This window comes from Paraburkholderia sp. MM6662-R1 (assembly GCF_050436245.1).
Classification (GTDB): Bacteria; Pseudomonadota; Gammaproteobacteria; order Burkholderiales; family Burkholderiaceae; genus Paraburkholderia; species Paraburkholderia tuberum.
Genome location: NZ_JBNDLV010000001.1, coordinates 1,646,653 through 1,668,626, shown reverse-complemented (window position 1 = coordinate 1,668,626; position 21,974 = coordinate 1,646,653). Strand labels below are relative to the sequence as shown.

General features: G+C 64.9%; 22 protein-coding genes. 11 read left to right on the top strand and 11 right to left on the bottom strand.

Annotated elements, in window-relative coordinates; genetic code table 11:
• The first annotated feature begins 37 nt into the window (after positions 1–37).
• On the top strand, positions 38–1,189 hold the full coding sequence (locus OKW39_RS07885) for a Gfo/Idh/MocA family protein (protein ID WP_429562379.1): 1,152 nt from the start codon (positions 38–40) through the stop codon (positions 1,187–1,189).
• A 42-nt stretch (positions 1,190–1,231) separates the two neighbouring features.
• Here OKW39_RS07885 and OKW39_RS07880 read toward each other — a convergent pair whose 3' ends face one another.
• From OKW39_RS07880 to OKW39_RS07855, 6 genes are all read right to left on the bottom strand, one after another.
• A complete protein-coding gene (locus OKW39_RS07880; protein WP_090803389.1) occupies positions 1,232–1,492 on the bottom strand; it encodes a hypothetical protein in 261 nt (86 codons plus the stop codon).
• A gap of 162 nt (positions 1,493–1,654) precedes the next feature.
• On the bottom strand, positions 1,655–2,419 hold the full coding sequence (locus OKW39_RS07875) for a ParA family protein (RefSeq protein ID WP_429562378.1): 765 nt from the start codon (positions 2,417–2,419) through the stop codon (positions 1,655–1,657).
• A gap of 90 nt (positions 2,420–2,509) precedes the next feature.
• Positions 2,510–3,508, bottom strand: coding sequence for a zinc-dependent alcohol dehydrogenase family protein (locus OKW39_RS07870; RefSeq protein WP_429562377.1), 999 nt, complete (start codon positions 3,506–3,508; stop codon positions 2,510–2,512).
• A 23-nt stretch (positions 3,509–3,531) separates the two neighbouring features.
• Positions 3,532–4,071, bottom strand: coding sequence for a DUF302 domain-containing protein (locus tag OKW39_RS07865; RefSeq protein WP_429562376.1), 540 nt, complete (start codon positions 4,069–4,071; stop codon positions 3,532–3,534).
• A gap of 168 nt (positions 4,072–4,239) precedes the next feature.
• Positions 4,240–5,409 carry an ABC transporter substrate-binding protein gene (locus tag OKW39_RS07860; RefSeq protein WP_429562375.1) on the bottom strand — a complete coding sequence of 390 codons (1,170 nt, stop codon included), beginning with the start codon at positions 5,407–5,409 and terminating at the stop codon, positions 4,240–4,242.
• Between the two features lie 39 nt (positions 5,410–5,448).
• Positions 5,449–6,390 (bottom strand): CysB family HTH-type transcriptional regulator, encoded by a 942-nt coding sequence (locus OKW39_RS07855; protein ID WP_429362161.1) that lies wholly within the window; start codon positions 6,388–6,390, stop codon positions 5,449–5,451.
• Between the two features lie 225 nt (positions 6,391–6,615).
• On the opposite strand from OKW39_RS07855, the gene OKW39_RS07850 reads away from it, so the two are divergent.
• The 6 genes from OKW39_RS07850 (at position 6,616) to cobA (ending at position 12,848) form a co-directional block, all read left to right on the top strand.
• Positions 6,616–8,295: a nitrite/sulfite reductase gene (locus OKW39_RS07850; RefSeq protein ID WP_429562374.1), complete on the top strand. Its 1,680-nt coding sequence runs from the start codon at positions 6,616–6,618 to the stop codon at positions 8,293–8,295.
• Positions 8,296–8,316: 21 nt separating this feature from the next.
• The gene (locus OKW39_RS07845; RefSeq protein WP_429562373.1) at positions 8,317–8,859 is read left to right on the top strand and encodes a DUF934 domain-containing protein; all 543 of its coding nucleotides are present in this window, start codon (positions 8,317–8,319) and stop codon (positions 8,857–8,859) included.
• Entirely contained in the window at positions 8,856–9,602 is a 747-nt protein-coding gene (locus OKW39_RS07840) for a phosphoadenylyl-sulfate reductase (protein WP_429562372.1), read from the top strand. Before OKW39_RS07845 ends, OKW39_RS07840 begins: the two co-directional genes overlap by 4 nt.
• A gap of 100 nt (positions 9,603–9,702) precedes the next feature.
• Entirely contained in the window at positions 9,703–10,665 is a 963-nt protein-coding gene (cysD, locus tag OKW39_RS07835; RefSeq protein WP_090803401.1) for a sulfate adenylyltransferase subunit CysD, read from the top strand.
• Positions 10,666–10,689: 24 nt separating this feature from the next.
• Entirely contained in the window at positions 10,690–12,006 is a 1,317-nt protein-coding gene (locus OKW39_RS07830) for a sulfate adenylyltransferase subunit 1 (protein ID WP_429335892.1), read from the top strand.
• A gap of 86 nt (positions 12,007–12,092) precedes the next feature.
• Positions 12,093–12,848, top strand: a complete 756-nt coding sequence (cobA, locus tag OKW39_RS07825) for a uroporphyrinogen-III C-methyltransferase (RefSeq protein ID WP_184059800.1) — start codon at positions 12,093–12,095, stop codon at positions 12,846–12,848.
• A 57-nt stretch (positions 12,849–12,905) separates the two neighbouring features.
• Here cobA and OKW39_RS07820 read toward each other — a convergent pair whose 3' ends face one another.
• The 3 genes from OKW39_RS07820 to lptF are packed head-to-tail and all read right to left on the bottom strand — an operon-like array spanning position 12,906 to position 15,575.
• A complete protein-coding gene (locus tag OKW39_RS07820) occupies positions 12,906–13,286 on the bottom strand; it encodes a sirohydrochlorin chelatase (RefSeq protein WP_018419678.1) in 381 nt (126 codons plus the stop codon).
• Positions 13,287–13,325: 39 nt separating this feature from the next.
• The gene (gene lptG / locus OKW39_RS07815) at positions 13,326–14,474 is read right to left on the bottom strand and encodes an LPS export ABC transporter permease LptG (RefSeq protein ID WP_184065287.1); all 1,149 of its coding nucleotides are present in this window, start codon (positions 14,472–14,474) and stop codon (positions 13,326–13,328) included.
• Positions 14,475–14,477: 3 nt separating this feature from the next.
• Complete coding sequence (lptF, locus tag OKW39_RS07810; protein WP_429335894.1) at positions 14,478–15,575, bottom strand: LPS export ABC transporter permease LptF; 1,098 nt, start codon at positions 15,573–15,575, stop codon at positions 14,478–14,480.
• A 139-nt stretch (positions 15,576–15,714) separates the two neighbouring features.
• Here lptF and OKW39_RS07805 point away from each other — a divergent pair, with 139 nt between their 5' ends.
• The 3 genes from OKW39_RS07805 to OKW39_RS07795 all read left to right on the top strand — a co-directional run bounded on the left by OKW39_RS07805 (position 15,715) and on the right by OKW39_RS07795 (position 18,610).
• Positions 15,715–17,226: a leucyl aminopeptidase gene (locus OKW39_RS07805; protein ID WP_429335895.1), complete on the top strand. Its 1,512-nt coding sequence runs from the start codon at positions 15,715–15,717 to the stop codon at positions 17,224–17,226.
• 52 nt (positions 17,227–17,278) lie between these two features.
• Complete coding sequence (locus tag OKW39_RS07800) at positions 17,279–17,695, top strand: DNA polymerase III subunit chi (protein WP_187628559.1); 417 nt, start codon at positions 17,279–17,281, stop codon at positions 17,693–17,695.
• 84 nt (positions 17,696–17,779) lie between these two features.
• A complete protein-coding gene (locus tag OKW39_RS07795; RefSeq protein ID WP_429562371.1) occupies positions 17,780–18,610 on the top strand; it encodes a DUF2486 family protein in 831 nt (276 codons plus the stop codon).
• Positions 18,611–18,634: 24 nt separating this feature from the next.
• Here OKW39_RS07795 and OKW39_RS07790 read toward each other — a convergent pair whose 3' ends face one another.
• Both OKW39_RS07790 and ilvD read right to left on the bottom strand, forming a co-directional pair.
• Positions 18,635–18,973 (bottom strand): c-type cytochrome, encoded by a 339-nt coding sequence (locus tag OKW39_RS07790; RefSeq protein ID WP_090803412.1) that lies wholly within the window; start codon positions 18,971–18,973, stop codon positions 18,635–18,637.
• Positions 18,974–19,119: 146 nt separating this feature from the next.
• Positions 19,120–20,793, bottom strand: coding sequence for a dihydroxy-acid dehydratase (gene ilvD / locus OKW39_RS07785; RefSeq protein ID WP_429562370.1), 1,674 nt, complete (start codon positions 20,791–20,793; stop codon positions 19,120–19,122).
• A 158-nt stretch (positions 20,794–20,951) separates the two neighbouring features.
• Here ilvD and OKW39_RS07780 point away from each other — a divergent pair, with 158 nt between their 5' ends.
• On the top strand, positions 20,952–21,938 hold the full coding sequence (locus OKW39_RS07780) for a LysR family transcriptional regulator (protein ID WP_429562369.1): 987 nt from the start codon (positions 20,952–20,954) through the stop codon (positions 21,936–21,938).
• The last annotated feature ends 36 nt before the right edge of the window (positions 21,939–21,974 follow it).

Sequence of the window (21,974 nt, the reverse complement as noted above, 5' to 3'; positions counted from 1 at the left end):
GCGGTGACAGCCGACGCAACACATGGGAGCGCAAACAATGCAGCGTAGAAGGCTCAGGCTGGGGATGGTCGGCGGCGGGCAGGGCGCGTTCATCGGCGCCGTGCATCGGATCGCCGCGCGGCTCGACGATCGTTTCGAACTGGTGGCGGGCGCGTTGTCGTCCGATTCCGAGCGGGCGCGGGCGAGCGCCGTCGAAGCGGGCATCGCGCGCAGCTACGCGGATTGGCGCGAGATGGCGCGCGCCGAGGCCGCGCGCGAGGACGGCATCGACGCGGTCGCGATCGTCACGCCGAATCATCTGCACGCGCCGGTCGCGACGGCGTTTCTCGAAGCCGGCATCCACGTGATCTGCGACAAGCCGCTCGCGGTTTCGCTCGCCGAAGGTGAAGCGCTCGCAAAGCTCGCGCAGTCAAAAAAGCGGCTGTTTGCGTTGACGCATACCTATTCGGGCTACCCGCTCGTGCGGCATGCGCGCGAGCTGGTCGAACGTGGCGAACTGGGCGAGATTCGCGTCGTGCAGGTCGAGTATGCGCAGGACTGGCTCGCCGAGCCGGTCGAAACAGGCGGCGCGAACAGGCAGGCGCGCTGGCGCACCGATCCCGCGTTGGCGGGGCCGGCCGGGTGCCTCGGCGATATCGGCACGCACGCGTATCAACTGGCCGCTTTCGTGACGGGGATGATGCCGCGCGCGCTGTCGGCCGAGTTGCACACGTTCGTACCGGGGCGTCGTGTCGACGATCACGTGCAGGCGATGCTGCGTTATGCGAACGGCGCGCGCGGCATGTTGTGGGCGAGCCAGGTGGCGTGCGGCGCGGAGAACGCGCTGCGCTTGCGCGTGTATGGCACGAAGGCGGGACTCGCGTTCGATCAGGAGGAGCCGAACGCCTTGTGGTTCACGCCGTTGGGCGGCGCTGCCGAACGATTGACGCGCGCTCGGGTGAATAGTCAGGTTGCCGCGCATGCGACGCGCGTGCCGGCCGGGCATCCGGAAGGCTATCTGGAAGCGTTCGCGCAGTTGTACCAGGATGCGGCGTTGCAGATCGATGCGTTGAACGATGGTCGCGCGCCACCAGCCGAGAGCCTGCTATTGACGACGGTCGATGATGGCGTCGACGGTTTGCGGTTTATCGACGCGGTGCTGAAAAGTAGTGCGGCGGATGGGCGGTGGGTGGAGATCGAAGAGGCGTGAAGCGTTGCAACAAAACGCCAGGTCGGCGAAGCTGCCGAAGCGTCAACCGCCCTTGCTTTTCTTGATCTGCGCTTCGAACGCGATATCGAGCTTGCTGGCCTTGCGCGGCTTCTGCGGGCCGTACGCGTCGACGAACTTGACGAAGTCGTCGAGCGTCAGCGGGTCGGACACTTTCTTGTCGGCTCCGCTCGATTTGTCGACCAGATAGAACAGGCCGCCGGACAGACTGATCGCGGCGAAGCGCGGGTTGCCGCTGCGCGTTTTCAGGCGCTCGACGGCGTGGATGGCTCGGGTGGTGCGCATGATGGGGACTGCGGCGGCTGATTGACGAGAGCGTTACTTTAACAATTTTGCCGACGGTATGCGGTTGGGGACTACGGACGAAAAACACGCGATGAACCACGACCCGCTCAGCGACAGCGGAGAAGGGTGGCTCGCGCTCGCGCTTCGGCGCCGCGCTCCGCCTTACTCGCTCAACTCCCGATGCAACGCCCGATACTCCTGCGCGAGCTTATGCCCCGGATCGAGATGAATGACGGGTGTCGCCAGCTGATGCGACTCACGGATCTTCACCGACGATGACAAGCGCGACCCCAGCACCGGCAAGCCTTCGCCGATCAGTTCGTCGACGAGCTTTTGCGGCAGGCTCGCGCGAGGCTGGAACTGGTTGATGACGATGCCCTCCACCTGCAGCGCGTCGTTGTGATCCTGCTGGATCTCCTTGACGTTTTCGAGCAGCGTGTAGAGCGCGCGACGCGAGAAGTCGTCGCAGTCGAACGGAATCAGACAACGCTCGACGGCGATCAGCGCCGAGCGCGTGTAGAAGTTCAGCGCGGGCGGCGTGTCGATGTAAATAGCGTCGTACATGTCGAGTTCGTTCAGCGCGTCGCGCAGCTTGTAGATCTTGTAGCGCGATTCGAGCTTGCCGTGCAGCGTGTCGAGGTCGGGATGGGCGGGCATCACGTCGAGATTCTCGAAGCGCGTCGGATGGATGAACGAGGTCGCTTCCACGGGTTTGAAGCTGAAGCCGAGCGCGGTTTCGAAGAAGCCCGCGACGGTGGGGTGGACTTCGCTCGCCTGCGGGCCGAGCAGATACTGGGTCGAATTCGCCTGGGCATCGAGGTCGATCACCAGCGTGCGCAGACCTTCGCTCGCGCTGATGGCCGCCAGGTTGCAGACGATGGTCGATTTGCCTACGCCACCTTTCTGATTGAATACAACGCGCCGCATGGTCTCCCCTTGAACGGAAGCGGTTACAAAGGGCCCAGCATACCTGAGTCGGGTGACGGCACTGATTTCGATGGGTTGTTCGTGACCGGGTCAGCGTTGCGCGGTATCCACCTCGACCACCACCTTCACACGTCCAGTCCCACTGGCAACGAGCTGATAGGCCTCGTCCGCGCTGCGCAAATCGAACCGTGTCTGATCGACCACGGGCGCGAGCGCGCCGCTTTCCACGAGCCGCGTCGCTTCGCGCATCATCTCGCCGAGGTGCGCGCGATATCGACCGGTCAGCAACGGATACAGCGTGAAGATCCCTGAATAGCTGGCTTCACGAAACGACAGCGGCGCAAGCGCATGCGTCCCCCAGCCCAGCGCACTGACCACGTGCCCAAAATGCCGGACCGCGGAAAACGACGCATCGAGCGAGGCCCCTCCTACCGTATCGACGACCAGATCGAATCCTTCGCCATCGGTCAAACTCGCCACATACTGTTCGACCGTCTGCGCGCGGTAGTCGATCGGTGTCGCGCCGAGCCGCCGCACCAGCTCGGCATTGTGTGCGCTCGCGGTTGCATAGACGTCGGCGCCGAGCGCGCGCGCCAGTTGCACGGCGATGTGGCCGACCCCTCCGGCGCCACCCTGGACCAGCACCTTGGTTCCGCCTTGCAGATGCGCGCGATCGACGATACCCGCATACGACGTGATGAACGCGAGCGGCAACGCGGCGGCCTCGCGCATCGACAGATTGCGCGGCGCATGGGCGAGCAGGGCGGCATCGACCGCAGCGTACTCGGCGAGTGACCCCTGGATGCCGCCGACGCCGCCGGTCATGCCATACACGTTGTCGCCGACAGCGAACCCGCCGACGCCATCGCCGAGCGCCTCCACCGTGCCCGCGAGGTCGATACCGAGGACGAGCGGCAACGGGTGTTGCGCGTGCGCGGCCTCGCCCGCGCGAATCTTGATGTCGAGCGGATTGAGGCCGCTCGCGGCGACGCGCACCAGGACCTGGCCGGAAGCGGGTTCCGGGCGGGTCAGCGTCGTGTATTCGAGCGGGCCGTTGTATTGGCTGAGGACCAGAGCGTGCATGGACATGGCGGTCTCCTTGGTTCGACGCGTTACCGCGCGGCCGCATCGACGAGGGCGGCCACACCGCTCACCGGCTTCATCAAGTCGTCCGGCAGAGCATGCCGCTCACGAAGATAGGCCGTCGAGTTGAACGATAGCCACGCACGGCCGTCCGCGTCCTCCCAGACGAGCACCTTCAAAGGAAGATCGAGCGCGGCGGTCGGCGCGAGTTGCATCAGCGGTGTACCGGCTTTGGGATTGCCGAAGATCAGGAGCCGGCTGAACGGCATCGACAGTCCCTCGCGCCCAGCGTCACCGCTGAAATCGATGCACGCGAAAACCGTCAGCCCTCGCTCCAGAATCAAGGTTTGAAGACGCTCGGCGGTCGCGTCGCCCGCATGGGTGCTTGCAACGGTGACGATGCCAGCGCTGGCGTTCTCTGCGATCGAAGCGATGGCCATCATGCCTCCCGTGCGGATGTTGTGCTCCGGCAGCGTTCGCGTGATCAGGTCTGCCGGACGGGCAACGCGTCGACCGTGACGCAGCATGCGTCGCATGCGTGCAATGCGCCAACGGAGAAGCGGATCCATGCAGTGTAGGCGTTCGCTGGTGCGGTGTGGCCGATCGTGCGGACGCGCTGTGAGGGAAGTTCTACCGAAAGGCGAAAGAAAGCGGATGGGGTGCCCGCTGCACGAACGGCGGCTTCCACATTCGCGAAGCCGCCGTCAGGGGCGCCGGATCGGCGCCCCGATGCCAGATTACTGGCTCAGGTAAACAAATTTGCCATTCTTGATGGTGCCCATCACGCTCGCCCGCTGGTCGAGACCGACGTGATCCTTCGGGCTCGTATTGACGACCCCGTTCGGCACCACCAGCTCATGCGCGTGTTCGAGCTCGTCGCGCAATGCGACGCGAAACGCCGGCGTACCCGGCTGCGCGGTCTTCAACGCGCGCGCGACGGCGTCCTGCAGGCGCGGGTACACGCCGGCCGCGTCGCCCGCGAACTGCGTGACGCTGCCGGGGCCGTACTTCGCCTCGTACGCGTCGACGAACGCGAGCGCCGCCTTCTTCGACGGATGATCGGCCGGCAGCGTGCGCGCGACGACGACCGGTTGCGTCGGGAACAGCGTGCCTTCCACGTCTTTACCGCCGAGCTTGATGAACTCCGGCGTCGCGATGCCATGCGTCTGATAGATCGGGCCCTTGTAGCCGCGCTCGATCAGCGTGCGCTGCGGCAGTACCGTTGGGGTGCCCGCGCCGGCGATCAGGATCGCGTCGGGCTTCGCGGCCATCAGCTTCAGGATCTGGCCGGTCACGCTCGCGTCGGTGCGGTTGTAGCGCTCGGTCGCGACCAGCTGGATATGGCGCAGCGCAGCGAACTTGCTGAACTCGTTGAGCCAGCTTTCGCCGTAGCCATCCGCGAAACCGATAAAACCGACCGTCTTCACGCCGTGGTTCGACATGTAGCGCGTCATCACGTCGGCCATCGCGCTATCGGTCTGCGCCATCTTGTAGGCCCAGATTTTTTTGCCTTCCTGCGGCTCGACGACGATGGCCGAGCCGATCAGCGTGATCATCGGCGTCTGGCTGTCGGCGACCGGATCGAGCGCGGCCATCGCGGCCGGCGTGATGTTCGGGCCGACGACCACGTCGACGTGGTCCTCGTTGATCAGCTTGCGGATGTTGCGCACGGCGTTGCCGGGGTCGGACGCGTCGTCGAGGAAGATGTAGTCGGCTTTCTGGCCGGCGATCGTCTGCGGCCACATCAGCATCGCGTTCTTGCTCGTGATGCCGATCACGGCGGCCGGCCCCGTGTTCGACAGATCGATGCCGACTTTCAGGTCTGCGTGCGCCGCGCCGGCGACGAGCAGCGCCGCGGCCGCGAGGCCGCGCAGGGTTTTGCGTACTTTATTGTTATGCAACTTCATCGGAAGGTCTCCGTAGCGAGAGAGCGGTATGGAAGCGGTTCAAAGCTCATAGGTTTCGTGTTCGCCCGTCAGCGCCTGCTCGATCAGCTTGCGGTTCAGGCTCGGCGACAGCAGCTCGACGAGCGTGTACACGTAGCTGCGCAGATACGCGCCCTGTTTCAGCGCGACGCGCGTCACGTTGCTGCCGAACAGATGGCCGACCGGCATCGCGCGCAAATGGCGGTCGCGCTCGGCGTTGAACGCGATGTCGGCCATGATGCCGACGCCGAGGCCCAGCTCGACGTAGGTCTTGATCACGTCGGCGTCGATCGCCTCGAGCACGATGTCCGGATGCACACCGCGCAGGCGGAACGCTTCGTTGATCTTGGTGCGGCCGGCGAACGCGTTGTCGTACGTAATCAGCGGGTACTGGGTCAGGTCGTCGAGCGACAGCAGCTTGCGCTCGAGCAGCGGATGGTCGGGCTGCATCACCGCGACGTGGTGCCACTGGAAGCAGGGCAGCGACACCAGATCCTTGTAGTTCGAGATCGCCTCGGTCGCGATCGCGAGGTCGGCCTGGTCGTGCAGCACCATTTCGGCGACCTGGGTCGGGCTGCCTTGCAGAATTGAAAGGTGAACCTTCGGAAAGCGCTTCTTGAACTCCGCGATCGCCGCGGGCAGCGAGTAGCGCGCCTGCGTGTGGGTCGCGGCGATCGTCAGATTGCCCTGGTCCTGCGCCGCGAAGTCCTTGCCGACCCGCCTCAGGCTTTCCACTTCCTGCAGGATTTTTTCGATCGATTGCAATATGATGCGGCCCGGCTCGGTCAGCGAGCGCACGCGCTTGCCGTGGCGGGTGAAGATTTCGACGCCAAGTTCGTCCTCCAGCTCGATGATCGCCTTCGAGACGCCCGGCTGGCTGGTAAACAACGCCTTGGCCGCTTCGGTGAGGTTGAAGTTCTGCCGCACAGCCTCGCGGACGAAGCGGAATTGGTGCAGGTTCATATATAACCTCGCCGCATATAAAAAGAATTTTTTAGTCGTTTGAAATATAAAGCGAGTTTATTACGATCTGTCCATCTTTTTCAATATGGATATCTGTATTTGTTATAAGCAAATGAGCGATGGGTCTAAACGCTCGCTTGCGATAGCTGACAAAGCCGGTATTCAAGCCGCGGCCGATCCGGACGGTCGCGTGTCACGCAAGTTTCGAAAAATTGGGGCCCCCGAATGTACCAATACGATCAGTACGACCAGACCATCGTCGATGAACGGGTCGCGCAGTACGCCGATCAGGTTCGCCGCCGCTTGTCGGGCGAATTGAGCGAAGAGGAATTCCGTCCGCTGCGGCTGCAGAACGGTCTGTATTACCAGCGCCACGCGTACATGCACCGCATCGCGATTCCGTACGGCAACTTGCGCAGCGACCAGATGCGCGTGCTCGCGCAGATCGCGCGCGAACACGACCGCGGCTACGGCCATTTCTCGACGCGTTCGAACATCCAGTACAACTGGATCAAGCTCGAAGAAACGCCGGAGATTCTGCGCAAGCTCGCCTCGGTGCAGATGCACGGCATTCAGACCTCGGGCAACTGCATCCGCAACATCACCGCCGATCAATTCGCCGGCGTCGCGCCCGACGAAGTCGTCGATCCGCGTCCGTGGGCCGAAATCCTGCGTCAATGGTCGACGTTCCACCCCGAATTCGCGTGGCTGCCGCGCAAGTTCAAGATCGCGGTGTCGGGTTCGAAGGAAGACCGCGCGGCCGTGCAGATCCACGACATGGGCGTGTATCTGCGCAAGAACGAACAGGGCGAACTGGTGGCCGACATCCTCGCCGGTGGTGGTCTGGGCCGCACGCCGATCGTCGGCGCGGTGATCCGCCGCGATCTGCCGTGGCAGCACCTGCTGACCTATAGCGAAGCCGTGTTGCGTGTGTACAACCGCTACGGCCGCCGCGACAACATATACAAGGCGCGTATCAAGATTCTGGTGAAGGCGCTGTCGCCGGAGAAGTTCGCCGCGCAGGTCGAAGAAGAGTGGCAGCACCTGAAGAACGGCCCGTCGACGCTCACGCAGGCCGAAGTCGATCGCGTGACGCAATACTTCGCGCCGCCCGCTTACGACAAGCTGCCGGACACCGATACGTCGTTCGAAAAGCATCTGCTGGAAAACCGCGCGTTCGCGCGCTGGGTCGAGCGTAACGTGCGTCCGCACAAGGTCTCGGGCTACGCGTCGGTCACGCTGTCGCTGAAGCCGACCACGGTTGCGCCGGGCGACGCGACGGACGTGCAAATGGACGCGGTCGCCGACTGGGCCGACGAATACTCGTTCGGCAAGGTCCGCGTGTCGCACGAACAGAACCTGATCCTCGCCGACGTCAAGAAGCGCGACCTGTTCGCGCTGTGGGAAAAGGCCAAGGCGCAGGGTTTCGCGACGCCGAACATCGGCTTGTTGACCGACATCATCTCGTGCCCGGGCGGTGACTTCTGCTCGCTCGCGAATGCGAAGTCGATTCCGATCGCGCTCGCGATCCAGGAACGTTTCAACGATCTCGACTACGTGTACGACCTCGGCGACGTGTCGCTGAACATCTCGGGCTGCATCAACGCGTGCGGTCACCATCACGTCGGCAACATCGGCATTCTGGGCGTCGACAAGGACGGCTCCGAGTGGTACCAGGTGACGCTCGGCGGCGAGCAGGGCACCGGCGCGACCGGCGCTCACCTTGGCCGCGTGATCGGCCCGTCGTTCTCGGCCGAGGAAATGCCCGAGGTGATGACGAAGGTGATCGATACGTTCGTGGAAAACCGCCAGGAAGGCGAGCGTTTCATCGATACGTACACCCGCATCGGCATCGCGCCGTTCAAGGAGCGCGTGTACGCCGCGCGTCAACCGGCTCACGCGTAACCGCGAAAGGATACTGAACAGATGGCTTCAATCATCAAGAACCGCGCGATCGTCGACGACGACTGGAGCGTCGTGCGTGCCGCGGAAGACGGCGCTTTGCCGGCAGTGGCCGAACTGCCGCCCGGCAAGGTCATCGTGCCGCTGGCGCTGTGGCAGGCCGAGCGTGAAGCGCTCGTGGCCGCGCGTCAAGCCGCCGACATCGGCGTATGGCTCGCGCCGGATAACGAACCGGCGGACATCGCCGGCGACTTCGACAAGCTCGCGCTGATCGCCGTGGACTTCCCGGTGTTCCGCGACGGCCGCGGCTACAGCATCGGCCGTCTGCTGCGCGAGCGCTATGGCTACAAGGGCGAACTGCGCGCGATCGGCGACGTGCTGCGCGACCAGATCACGTTCATGTTCCGCTGCGGCTTCGACGCGTATGCACTGCGCGCCGACAAGGACATCAACGACGCGTTGAAAGCGTTCGACGACTTTAGCGTGCAGTACCAGGGCGCCGTGGACACGTCGCCGCTGTTCCGCCGCCGTGCCGCGCAGGCTGGCGCCGCGAAGGTCCCGGCATGAGCACCGCGCAATCGTTGAGCCCGGAGCTCGCAGCGAAGGTCGAGCGTCTCGACGCGCTGCTCGACTCGATCGCCGCGCGTCACGCGAACGTGAAGCTCGCGAGCAGCCTCGCGGCCGAAGACATGCTGCTCACGCATGCGATCCTGTCGCGCGGCGTGAAGATCGGCATCTTTTCGCTGAACACGGGGCGTCTGCATGCGGAAACGCTCGGCATGCTCGACCGCGTGAAAGAGCGCTACGGCTATGACATCGAGCAGTTTCATCCGCAGGCGGCCGCGGTCGAGCAGTATGTGAACGGGCACGGCCTGAACGCATTCTATGAAAGCGTCGAGCTGCGCAAGCGCTGCTGCGAGATCCGCAAGGTCGAGCCGCTCAATCGCGCGCTTGCCGAGGTCAGCGCCTGGGTGACCGGGCAGCGTCGCGAGCAATCGGTCACGCGTGCCGAGCTGCACGAGGAAGAGCAAGACGACGCGCGCAATATCGCCAAATTCAATCCACTCGCGGACTGGACCGAAGCCGAAGTCTGGGATTATCTTAGTGCGTTCGACGTGCCGGTCAATCCGCTGCATGCGCGCGGTTATCCGAGCATCGGCTGCGAGCCGTGTACGCGTGCGATCCGCCCCGGCGAAGACAGCCGGGCGGGGCGCTGGTGGTGGGAGTCGCGCGATACGAAGGAATGCGGCTTGCATATCACGGCGATTACTCCGATAGCGGTCGAGCGCAACGAAAACGCGTCGGCCTGAGCGCCGCGTACCGAGCTTGCGGCGCACTACGCCGAAACCGATCTGAATATTTTCGCCCGTGCGAGAAGCGCTTGCCGGACGAACCAACGAAGGACCCGCTATGAGCACCACGCTCGATTCCACTGTCAACGCTCCACTTGCCAACACGGTCAACCGGATGGATCACCTCGATTGGCTCGAAGCCGAGTCGATTCACATCCTGCGCGAACTGGTCGCCGAATGCAGCAAGCCGGCGCTGCTGTTTTCGGGCGGCAAGGATTCCGTCGTGGTGCTCGCGCTCGCACTGAAGGCGTTCGGCCTCGGTGCGAACCGCAAAACGCAGCTACCGTTCCCGCTAGTGCATATCGACACGGGCCACAACTACGACGAAGTGATCGACTTCCGCGATCGTCGCGCGCAACAGATCGGCGCGGAACTGGTGGTCGGCCATGTTGAAGATTCGATCAAGCGCGGCACCGTGCGTCTGCGTCGCGAAACGGATTCGCGCAATGCCGCGCAGGCGGTGACGCTGCTCGAAACCATCGAGCAGTACGGTTACACCGCGATGATCGGCGGCGCGCGCCGCGACGAGGAAAAGGCCCGCGCGAAAGAGCGCATCTTCTCGTTCCGTGACGAATTCGGCCAGTGGGACCCGAAGGCGCAGCGCCCGGAACTGTGGAGCCTGTACAACGCGCGTCTGCACAACGGCGAACACATGCGCGTGTTCCCGATCTCGAACTGGACCGAGCTCGACGTGTGGCAGTACATCGCGCGTGAACAGCTCGAACTGCCGTCCATCTACTACGCGCACCAGCGCGAGATCGTGCGCCGCAACGGCCTGCTCGTGCCGGTCACGCCGCTCACGCCGATGCGCGAGGGTGAGACGAGCGAACAGGCGCTCGTGCGTTTCCGCACGGTCGGCGACATCAGCTGCACGTGCCCGGTCGAAAGCGACGCGGACGTCATCGAGAAGATCATCGCCGAGACGGCCGTCACCGAAATCACGGAACGCGGCGCGACGCGGATGGACGACCAGGTGTCGGAAGCGGCGATGGAGCAGCGCAAGAAGCAGGGTTATTTCTAAGCACACGACGAAGGCAAAGCAACCATGAGCAGTATTCATCAACCAGAAGACCTCGGCGTGCTGCGTTTCATCACCGCGGGCAGCGTCGACGACGGCAAGAGCACGCTGATCGGCCGCCTGCTGTACGACAGCAAGGCGGTATTGAGCGACCAGCTCTCGGCGCTGTCGCGCGCGAAGAACAAGCGCACCGTCGGCGACGAAATCGATCTGTCGCTGTTGACCGACGGCCTCGAAGCCGAGCGCGAGCAGGGCATCACGATCGATGTCGCCTACCGCTACTTCGCCACCGCCAAGCGTAAGTTCATCATCGCCGATACGCCGGGTCATGAGCAGTACACGCGCAACATGGTGACGGGCGCGTCGACCGCGCATGCGGCGATCATTCTCGTCGACGCGACGCGCGTGACGTTCGAAAACGGCGTCGCGCAACTGCTGCCGCAAACCAAGCGTCATAGCGCGATCGTCAAGCTGCTCGGTCTGCAGCACGTGATCGTCGCGATCAACAAGATGGACCTCGTCGACTACAGCGAAGCGCGCTTCAACGAGATCCGCGACGCCTACGTCGAGCTCGCGCGTCACCTCGGTCTGCAGGACGTGCGCTTCGTGCCGGTGTCGGCGCTGAAGGGCGACAACATCGTCACGGCGAGCGAGCGCATGCCGTGGTACGCGGGCGAGCCGCTACTCGACGTGCTCGAAGCGCTGCCGGTCGAAACCGCGAACGGCGAGGCGCTGCGCTTTCCAGTGCAGTGGGTCGCGCGCCAGGACGGCAGCCGGGCCGACGATTTCCGCGGCTACATGGGCCGGGTCGAATCGGGCGAAGTGAAGCTCGGCGACACGATCGTCGTGTTGCCGGCCAATCGCGAAGCGACCGTGGCGGAGATCATCGCGCCGGTGGTCGGCGGCACCGCGCAGGTGGACCGTGCGTTCGCCGGTCAGACGGTGACGATCCGTCTCGCGGAAGACGTCGACGTGTCGCGCGGCGACACCTTCGTGCTGCGCGAAGCGGCGCCGGAGCCGGCGAAGAAGCTCGAAGCGGACCTCTGCTGGTTCGACGACACGCCGCTGTCGACGCAGCGCAAGTATCTGCTGAAGCAGACCACCAGCACGGTGTTCGCGAAGATCGGCGCGATCAAGGAAGTGCTCGACGTGCATACGCTGTCGCAGGCGACCGATCGCAAGGAACTGGCGATGAACGATATCGGTCGTGTCGCGCTGACCTTGCAGAAGCCGCTCGTGTGCGACGCGTACGACTCGCATCAGGGCACCGGCGCGTTCGTGCTGATCGACGAGGCGACGAACCACACGGTCGCCGCCGGCATGATCCGCGCGTTTTCGGCCTGAGCACGGCAAGGCTAGCAGGCGACGGACGGCCCACACAGGCGGCGCAGCGCGCCGCCGCGTACGCTCCAACGAACAGGTTGATGTCAATGGGTAAGGTTTATCTGATCGGCGCGGGGCCCGGTGCCGCGGACCTGATTACGGTGCGCGGCGCGCGGCTGCTCGGCGCTGCCGACGTCGTGCTGCACGACGCGCTGGTCGAGCCGGCGATGCTCGACTACGCGCCCGCGCGCGCGAAGCGCATTGCGGTCGGCAAGCGCTGCGGCCAGCTATCGACGGCCCAACAGTTCATCAACAAGCAGATCGTCGATGCGGCTTTGGAGCACGACGTGGTCGTGCGTTTGAAGGGCGGCGATCCGATGCTGTTCGGCCGCGCCGACGAAGAGATGCGCGCGCTCGAAGCCGCGGGCATCGAGTATGAAGTCGTGCCGGGTATCACCGCCGCGCTGGCGAGCGCGGCCACGCTGAAGCGTTCGCTGACGCTGCGCGGCGTGTCGCGCAGCGTCGCGCTCGCGACGTTCAGCCGCGCGCCAGGTTCCGATGAGATCCGCGAGCAGGTCAACGCCGATTCGCTGGTGTTCTACATGGGCCGCGACAGCGGCGTCGAAATCGCGCAGCAACTGATCGATGCTGGCAAGCCCGCGACGACGCCCGTGGCGATCGTCGAGGCGTGCAGCACGCCGCGCGAACGCATGCTGACGCTGACGTTGGAAGATCTTGCGGCCGGCGAAGCGCAGCGCTGGGTCGATGCGTCGCAGCCGAGTCTGTTGATGATCGGCGAGGCGTTCGCGGCGCGGCAGACCGAGGCGAAGCGCGCGTCGAATGGGATGCTGGTCGCGGCCTGAACATCCTCGGCAGGGCCGACCCGAGTGCGGCGAATCTGAGCAACCAGAACGAAAAAATCAGAGCTGCCGCAAGCAATACTGCGCGAGCGCATCCAGCACCGAATCGTCCTCGCCGACTGCCACCGCGCAGCGAATCTCGACACCGGGATGCGCGGCGCGGCAATGATCGACGATCGCGGGCAAATCCTTGCGGACATGACCGCCTTGCCCGAAGAACACCGGCACCACGGTGATCGCATCGCAGCCTTGCGTGACGAGTTGCGCGACGGCCGTCGGCAGGTCGGGCTCCATCAGTTCGAGAAAGGCGAGCGTAACCGCAGGAGCTTCGCCCGTCGCCGCGCGCGCGGCGCGCAGCTTGTCGGCGAGCCGTTCGAACGGCTCGCGCCAGCGCGCATCGCGCGCGCCGTGGCCAAACAGAATCAGTCCGTGCATAGCCATCGCATCAGCTCCCTGACGATGCCCCTCAACGCACTGGCGTTAGTGCCGGTCGACCCACTTCAACCCGACGAGCCCCAGCACCAGGTAGACGAGCCCAGGTGTCGCCGCGGTCAACGGCGCGGGCCACGTATTGAGCGTGCCGATATGCGAGAACAGCGTGTTGAACAGCTGGAAGCTCATGCCGAGCATGATGCCGCCGAACACCTTCACGCCGACCACGCCCGCGCGCGTATGCAGATACGCGAACGGCAGCGACAGCACCAGCATCACGAACACCGCGAACGGATACAGCACCTTGCGCCACAGCGCGATTTCATAGCGCTGCGTGTCCTGATGGTTTTCGGTCAGATGCTGGATATAGCGGAACAGATTGAACATCGACATCCGGTCCGGCGACACCAGCAGCACCGACAGGATCTGCGGCGTCAGCTCCGAGCGCAGCGAATACTCGGGCAGCGTGACCTGTTTCGCGCGATAGACCGGATTGAGCGCATCTGCCGGCGTACCCGGAGCGGGGGCCACGTCGAGCAGTTGCGTATCGGTCACGCCGGTCAGCAGCCAGTGGCCCGGCGGCTGATAGCGGCCGCTCTGCGCGATGCGAATGTTCGTCAGGCGGAACTTCGAATCGAATTCGTAGATGCGCACGTTGCTGATCGTCGCGTCGGGCTTCAGTTCGCCGACGTTGACGAAGCGCGTGACCTGCTCGCCGTCGGCGCGCTCGGTCAGCGTGTCCTTGACCCACACTCCCGACTGGAAGTTGCTCGACACCGACGAGCCGAGCGCCTCGAGCCGCACGCGCTCGGAGAGCTGATCCGTATACGGGCCGACCACTTCGCCGATCAGATAGGTGACGATCACGAGCGGAATGCCGATCTTCAGCAGCGAGCGCAGCGCCTGATTCGTCGCGAGGCCTGATACGCGGAAGATCGTGTATTCGGAGTTCGCCGCCATCTGTGCGAACACGTAGATCGCGCTGATCAGCGCCGCGACCGGAATGATTTCGTAGAAACGCGACGGCGTTTGCAGCGCGACGCGCAGCACCGCGTACTGAAACTTGTAGTTGCCGTGGCCGACCGAGTTCAGTTCGTTGATCAGGTCGAAGAAGAAGAACAGACCTGAAAATGCAAACAGGATGAACACGAACGTGAGATAGATCTGACGCGCGAAATACCTTTCATAAATGCGCATCGCTCAGGCTCCCTGCGAACGGCTGAACATGGCGCGCGTAAATAGCGGCCGGTTGCGCACGCGCATCCAGAAGATAAACGCGACGATCCCGAGCACGATCACGTGCAGGATCACGAGCCCGACGCCGAACGACATCTTGCCCTGCTCGATCCACGCCTGCACGACGTTCAGCAGATTCGAATAAGTGAGGTAGATCAACACGGCCATCACGAGGTTGATCGTGCGGCTGCGCCGCGGGTTCTGGTGCGCGAGCGGAATGGCGAGCAGCATCAGGTTGATCGCGATCAACGGAAGACCCGCGCGCCACGCGAATTCGGCGAGGTTCTCTTTAGTGGGATTGCGCAGCAGCGTGAGCGTCGGCAAGCCGGTGGTGGTCGGCGTATTGACGACCGGCTGGCTCTGGATCTTCACGCCGTAGCGCTCGAACTCCATGATGCGGAAATCGGGGTGGCCCGGTTCGCCGTCGTAGCGGCGGCCGTTTTCCAGCACGACGAAGCGGTCGCCGTTCTTGTGCGTCTCGATGTGGCCGTTCTTCGACACCACGACGTTGACCTTGCCGCCCTCGGTGCTCGTCACGAACACGTTTTCCACATGCCCCTGGTCGGGCGACATCTTCTCGATGAAGAACACGCGATGCGTGGTCGGCGATTCGCGGAACTGCCCCGGCGCGAGCAGCGAGACTTCGTCGCGCTGCTGGAAGCGCGCCCGGATCAGCTTGCTCTGCTGGTTCGACCACGGCCAGCCGACGAACACGAAGAACATGATCAGGATGATGATCGGCGTGGCGAAAATGCCGATCGGCTTGATGAATTGCGTGAGACTGACGCCCGAGGACAGCCACACGACCATCTCGGAGTCCTGGTACCAGCGCGTGAGCACGAACAGGATCGACACGAACAGCGTCGCGACGAGCATGATGGCCAGATAGCCGATCACGGTGAGGCCGATCAGGACCAGCACGTCGCGCGGGTCGACCTCGCCCGAGGCCGCGAAGCCGACGATGCGGATCATCATCGTCGTCAGCACGAGCGTGAGGAGAACCATGAACACGGCGCCAGCCGTGTACGCGAGCTCGCGCTGGAGGGAGCGTTCAAAGATCATTGTTGATGACGAGAGGGGGCGCTCACGGCGACGCGGGGGTGTTCGTTCCCGTCACGCCCCCGGTGCAGCCGCCGCGGGAAAAATAGCGGATAATTGCGGCTTTCATCCTAAGCCCAGATTTTATCCGAGGACAAGCGCGATGGACTTTAGCATAAAAGCCTGTGATTGGACCAAAGGCTCGACGAACGGTTTCCTGACGGGGAAATCCGATTGCATCGTGATCGGTGTGTTCGAGTCGCAAACGCTGTCGGGCGCCGCGCTGGAGATCGACGCGGCCACCAAGGGCCTGCTCACGCGCGTCATCAAGGCAGGCGACATGGACGGCAAGGCGGGTACCACGCTGTTCCTGCACGAGGTGTCGGGCATCGGCGCGTCGCGCGTGCTGCTCGTCGGGCTCGGCAAACAGGACGCTTTCAGTCAGAAAGCCTACGGCGAGGCGGTCCGCGCCGCATGGCGCGCGCTGCTCGGCACGAAGATCGTGCAGGTCACGTTCACGCTCGCGCAACTGCCGGTGCTCGAACGCACGGCCGACTGGTGTGTGCGCGCCGCGATCCTCGCGCTGCGCGAGCTGACCTACCGCTTCACGCAACTGAAGAGCAAGCCGGAGAACACGCCGCGCGCGTTGAAGCGCATCGTGTTCAGCGTCAACACCGGTGACGAGAAGGCCGCCAAGCTCGCCGCCAGGCAGGGCGCCGCGCTCGCCAACGGCATGGACCTGACGCGCGAGCTCGGCAATCTGCCGAGCAACGTCTGCACGCCGACCTATCTGGCGAACACCGCGAAGAAGCTCGCGAAAGACTGGAAGCTGAAGGTCGAGGTGCTCGGCGAGAAACAGTGTGAAGCGCTGAAGATGGGCTCGTTCCTGTCGGTCACCGCGGGCGCGGTCGAGCCGGCGCAGTTCATCGTGCTGCAGTACCAGGGCGCCGCCGCGAAGGCCGCGCCGGTCGTGCTGGTCGGCAAGGGCGTCACGTTCGACACGGGCGGCATCTCGCTGAAGCCGGGCGAGGGCATGGACGAGATGAAGTACGACATGTGCGGCGCGGGCTCGGTGCTCGGCACGCTGCGCGCGGTCGCCGAGATGGGCCTGAAGATCAACGTGGTCGGCATCATTCCGGCCGTCGAGAACATGCCGTCGGGCACGGCCACCAAGCCGGGCGATATCGTCACCAGCATGAAGGGCCTCACGATCGAGGTGCTGAACACCGACGCCGAGGGCCGCCTGATTCTGTGCGACGCGCTCACCTACGCGGAGCGCTTCAAGCCGGCCGCGGTCATCGACATCGCGACGCTGACGGGCGCCTGCATCATCGCGCTCGGCCATCACAACAGCGGCCTGTTCTCGAAGGACGACGCGCTCGCCGGAGAACTGCTCGACGCGTCGCGTGAAGCGGCCGACCCGGCATGGCGCCTGCCGCTCGACGACGAGTACCAGGACCAGCTGAAGTCGAACTTCGCGGACGTCGCGAATATCGGCGGGCGTCCGGCGGGCAGCGTGACGGCCGCGTGCTTCCTGTCGCGTTTCACGGATTCGTACCCGTGGGCGCATCTCGACATCGCCGGCACCGCGTGGAAGAGCGGCACCGCGAAGGGCGCGACGGGCCGTCCGGTGCCGCTGCTCGCGCAGTTCCTGATCGACCGCGCCGGCCAATGACGCAGTGCGGTAAGCGCGCGCACGGCGCGCGGCAAGCGGGGCGGAGCGGCCGATGACGAGAATCGACTTTCACTCGAACGTCGGCGATTCGCTGCTGTACGCGTGTCGCCTCGTGCGCAAGGCGTATCTGGCGGGCCAGCCGCTCGTCGTGCTGGCCGAGCCCGCGCGCCTGCGCGCCTTCGACGAAATGCTGTGGACCTTCTCGCCGCTCGACTTCGTGCCGCACTGCATGGCGGGCGCGCCGCTTGCCACCGACACGCCCGTCGTGCTGGCCACGAATCTCGACGACGTGCCGCATCATCAGGTGCTGCTCAATCTGGGCGCAACGGTTCCGGCGCAGTTCGCGCGCTTCGAAAGATTGCTCGAAGTGGTCGGTAACGCACACGAGGAACTCGCTGCGGGCCGCGAGCGCTATCGCTTCTATCGCGATCGCGGCTATGCTTTGAACAACTACAAGCAGGGCGGCTAGTTCGTTGCGCTGCGCGTCATGGCCGCGAGGAACGCGGCATGCGGACCGCCTGCCCTGGCTTCGACTCAAACACGGAGAGCGCACGTGTCCGATCCCCACGACAATTCGATTCCGGTCCTGAACGAGGTCCTCGTGCCGGGCCGCGCGCGCGAGACGCGCGAGGCGTCGACCGATGCCGCCGCGCCTGCATCCCAGCCGGGCGCCGAGCCCGCAAGCCCAGCCGTCGCGCAACCGGCGGCGGTGCCCGAGCCCGCTTCCCGCACGGAGCCCGCGTTCGTGCCACCGCCCGCGCATCGAGCCGACCCGACGCTGGCGCCCGAGCCGGTACTCGCGCCCCAACCGGTGCCCACGCCCGAGCAACTGAGTTCGCCGGAGCCCGTGCTCGTGCCGGAGCCGATGCCGACGCGAGAAGCCCCGCATGCGGCGGAGCATGAGCCTCTCGCGCAGACCGAGCTTCATCAGCCGCACGTGGCTGATCACACGCACCCGAGAAAACACGCACGGCCGCATCACGGCATTCATGTGCGACATGGGCATGACGACTTGCATGATGACTTGCGTGAGGACGTGGAGGTGTCGCCCGGCGTGTTCGATCGTACCGAGCCCTTCATACCGCTCGAAGCCGGCGCGACCGTGCCGCCGGATATCGACCATGAAGGCGCGCACGAAGGCGCTCCCGCTCAGCCCACGCTCGATGCCGACGCGCTCGCCGCACGTTTGCACGGACGCTTCCAGCGTTTTCTGACGGGCGAGGGGCGCGGCATCATCGAGGCGCGCTGCCGTGATGCAGTGCAGCAGCAAACGAGTCTGCTCGTGAGTCAGATCACGCGCGAGGTCGCGCAGACGCTCGAAGCCGAGATGACCGATTGGGTACGTGAAGCGGTGGAAGAAGAAATCGCGCGGCGCTCGCGTTGACGCCGCGGTGATCTGAGAGCGCCGTTATTTGAGCGTCAGCACCCAAGCCGCCAGCGTGGCCGCCTGATCGGGCGTCAGTTGCGTGTTCGCGGGCATCGGCACGGTTCCCCATACGCCGGTGCCGCCATCGAGGATCTTGCGCTTCAGATAGGTCGCGGCGTCTTCGCGTCCCGCATAACGGATAGCAACGTCGTGCAGCGCCGGCCCCATGAAGGGGCGAGTGACCGAGTGGCAGCTCATGCAGTTCTTCTGCTGGGCGAGCGCGAGCCCGGCTGTTTCGGCACGGGCTGCGGGACTGGCGGCGCTCAATGCGGCGGCGAGCGCAACAGTGGCTGCCACGGCCGCGTACGACATCGATTTCATTATGGTCTCCGCCAGTGCAGATGCCCGGCTCGTGGTGCACGCATTATAAGAGCAAAGGGGCGCACGGATTTTCGTGCGCCCCTTGCGTTTTCGCGTAACGTGGCGCGGGTTATCCCTGTCGGGGCGGGCCACGCCGGCCGCGGTCATTACCCCGTCACCGCCCCTCGATTCGCCGGCTGCGCGAGCGCGAAATACTTGGCCATCACGCCGCGTGTGTAGCGCGGCTTCGGCGCCTGCCATGCGGCGCGGCGGCGTTGCAGCTCGGCATCGTCGATGTTCAGTTGCAGCAGCAGCTGGTGCGCGTCGATCGTGATCGAATCGCCTTCCTGCACGAGCGCGATCGTGCCGCCGACGAACGCCTCCGGCGCGACGTGCCCAACCACCATGCCCCAGGTGCCGCCCGAGAAGCGGCCGTCGGTGATGAGCCCGACCGATTCGCCGAGCCCCTTGCCAATGATCGCCGAGGTCGGCGCGAGCATTTCCGGCATGCCGGGGCCGCCCTTCGGGCCAAGATAGCGCAGCACGACGACGTCGCCGGCGACGATCCTGTCGGCGAGGATCGCTTCGAGCGCGCTCTGCTCGTCGTCGAATACGCGCGCCGGGCCCGTGATGACGGGGTTCTTGAGCCCGGTGATCTTGGCGACCGCGCCGTCTTCGGCCAGATTGCCCTTCAGGATCGCGAGATGGCCTTCGGCGTAGAGCGCCTTGTCGATCGGGAAGATCACCTGCTGATCGCTGCGCGGCTTGGCTGGTACGTCCTTCAACTCCTCGGCGATCGTTTTGCCGGTGATCGTCATGCAATCGCCGTGCAGAAGCCCGGCGTTGAGCAGGATCTTCAGCACCTGCGGAATGCCGCCCGCCTTGTGCAGATCGGTGGCGACGTACTGCCCCGACGGCTTCAGGTTGCAGATCACCGGCACTTTTTTGCGCATGCGCTCGAAGTCCTCGATCGTCCATTCGAGCTCGGCCGCGTGCGCGATCGCCAGGTAGTGCAGCACCGCGTTGGTCGAGCCGCCGGTCGCCATGATCAAGGCAACCGCGTTTTCGATCGACTGCTTCGTGATGATGTCGCGCGGCTTCAGATCCTTCTTGACGGCTTCGACGAGCACACGCGCCGATTCGGCGGCCGAGTCGACCTTCTCCTGGTCGGGATTCGCCATCGTCGACGAATACATGAGCGACATGCCGAGCGCCTCGAACGACGAGCTCATCGTATTGGCCGTGTACATGCCGCCGCACGAACCGGTCGACGGACACGCATTTTTCTCGATGCCCTCGAAATCCTCCTGCGACATGCGGCCCGCCGTGAATTCGCCGACGGCCTCGAACGACGACACGATCGTCAGATCGGTGCCTTTCCAGTTGCCCGGCCGGATCGTGCCGCCGTACACGTAGATGCCCGGCACGTTCATGCGCGCGAGGCCGATCATGCCGCCCGGCATGTTCTTGTCGCAGCCGCCGATCACGACCACGCCGTCCATCCATTGCCCTTGCACGCAGGTCTCGATGCAATCGGCGATCACCTCGCGCGACACGAGCGAGTACTTCATGCCCTCGGTGCCCATCGACATGCCGTCCGAGATCGTCGGCGTGCCGAAGGTCTGCGGGTTCGCGTCGGCGCGCCTGATCGCGGTGACGGCCGCGTCGGCGAGACGCTGCAGGCCGGCGTTGCACGGCGTAATCGTCGAGTGGCCGTTGGCGACGCCGATCATCGGTTTGTCGAAATCCTCCTTCTGGTAGCCGAGCGCGTAGTACATCGAGCGATTCGGTGAACGCGCGATGCCTTGCGTGATGTTCTTCGAACGACGGTTGTAGGCCATGGGGAGCTCCAGTCTGGCTGTTCTGATGAAAGCGCGCGGCGGCGTGCGCGCGCGCATCCGTTCAGTGTAGTTCCGCCAGACCGTGCAAACCGGCGGTTTTGCGTGACACGCGTCGTGTGTATTATTCGCGGTTGTTCAGGTCGTAAAATATATCAATCATGCTGCCGACGATCCCCGACCTGCGCCAGTTGCGCTATTTCGTCACCGTCGCCGAGGAAAAGCACTTCGGGCGCGCGGCCGCGCGTCTGTCGATGACGCAGCCGCCGCTGTCGCAGGCGATCCGCGCGCTCGAGGAGACGCTCGGCGTCGAGCTGTTCGCGCGTACCAAGCGCTCGGTCGAGTTGACGGCGGTCGGCGCCGATCTGTTGCCGGAGGTGCAGCGGCTGCTCGCGGCCGCGGAAGGGCTCAGGCCGCTCGCGCAGAGCCTCGCGCGCGGCGAGGCGGGCGTGCTGTCGCTCGCGTTCGTGTCGACTGCAGATTACGGCCTACTGCCGCTGCTGCTGCGCGATTTCGGCGCGCGGCATCCGCGCGTGCGGCTCGAACTGACCGAGGCGACCAGCGACGTGCAGGTCGAGGAACTGGTGGCCGGGCGTATCGACGCGGGTCTGGTGATCGCGCCGCTGCCGTCGCGGCATGCGGCGCAGTTGTCGTGGCTGCCGATCGCGCGCGAGCCGCTCGTGATCGCGATGTCGACGGAGATGGCGCAAGGCTTGCGGGGCAGCGTGAACGCAAACGGCAAGGGCAGCGCCGCGCAAGACCCCGCCGCCGAATGGCTCGACATGCCCGTCAGCCTGCGCGATGTCGCCGACGCGCCGCTCGTGATCTTCCCAAGGCGTCTCGCGCCAGGCTTTTATGACATCATTATGGATTGCTACGGCGTTGCGGGCCTCGCGCCACGGATCGGCCAGGAGGCGATCCAGATGCAGACCATCGTGAGTCTCGTGTCGGCCGGCATGGGCGTCGCGCTGGTGCCGCAATCGTTGCGTAACCTGCGGCGCACGGGCGTCGTGTACCGGCCGCTGTCCGAGTCGGTGCCCGCGATCGAGACGGGCCTCGTCTGGCGCACCGACGAGGTCAGCCCGGTGCTGGCGGGCTTCATCGACATCGTGCGCGCGCATGCGGCGAGCGTCGCGTCACGTGTCTAGATCCCGCTTCTGATTCCCTGTAAAAACTGCTTTCGA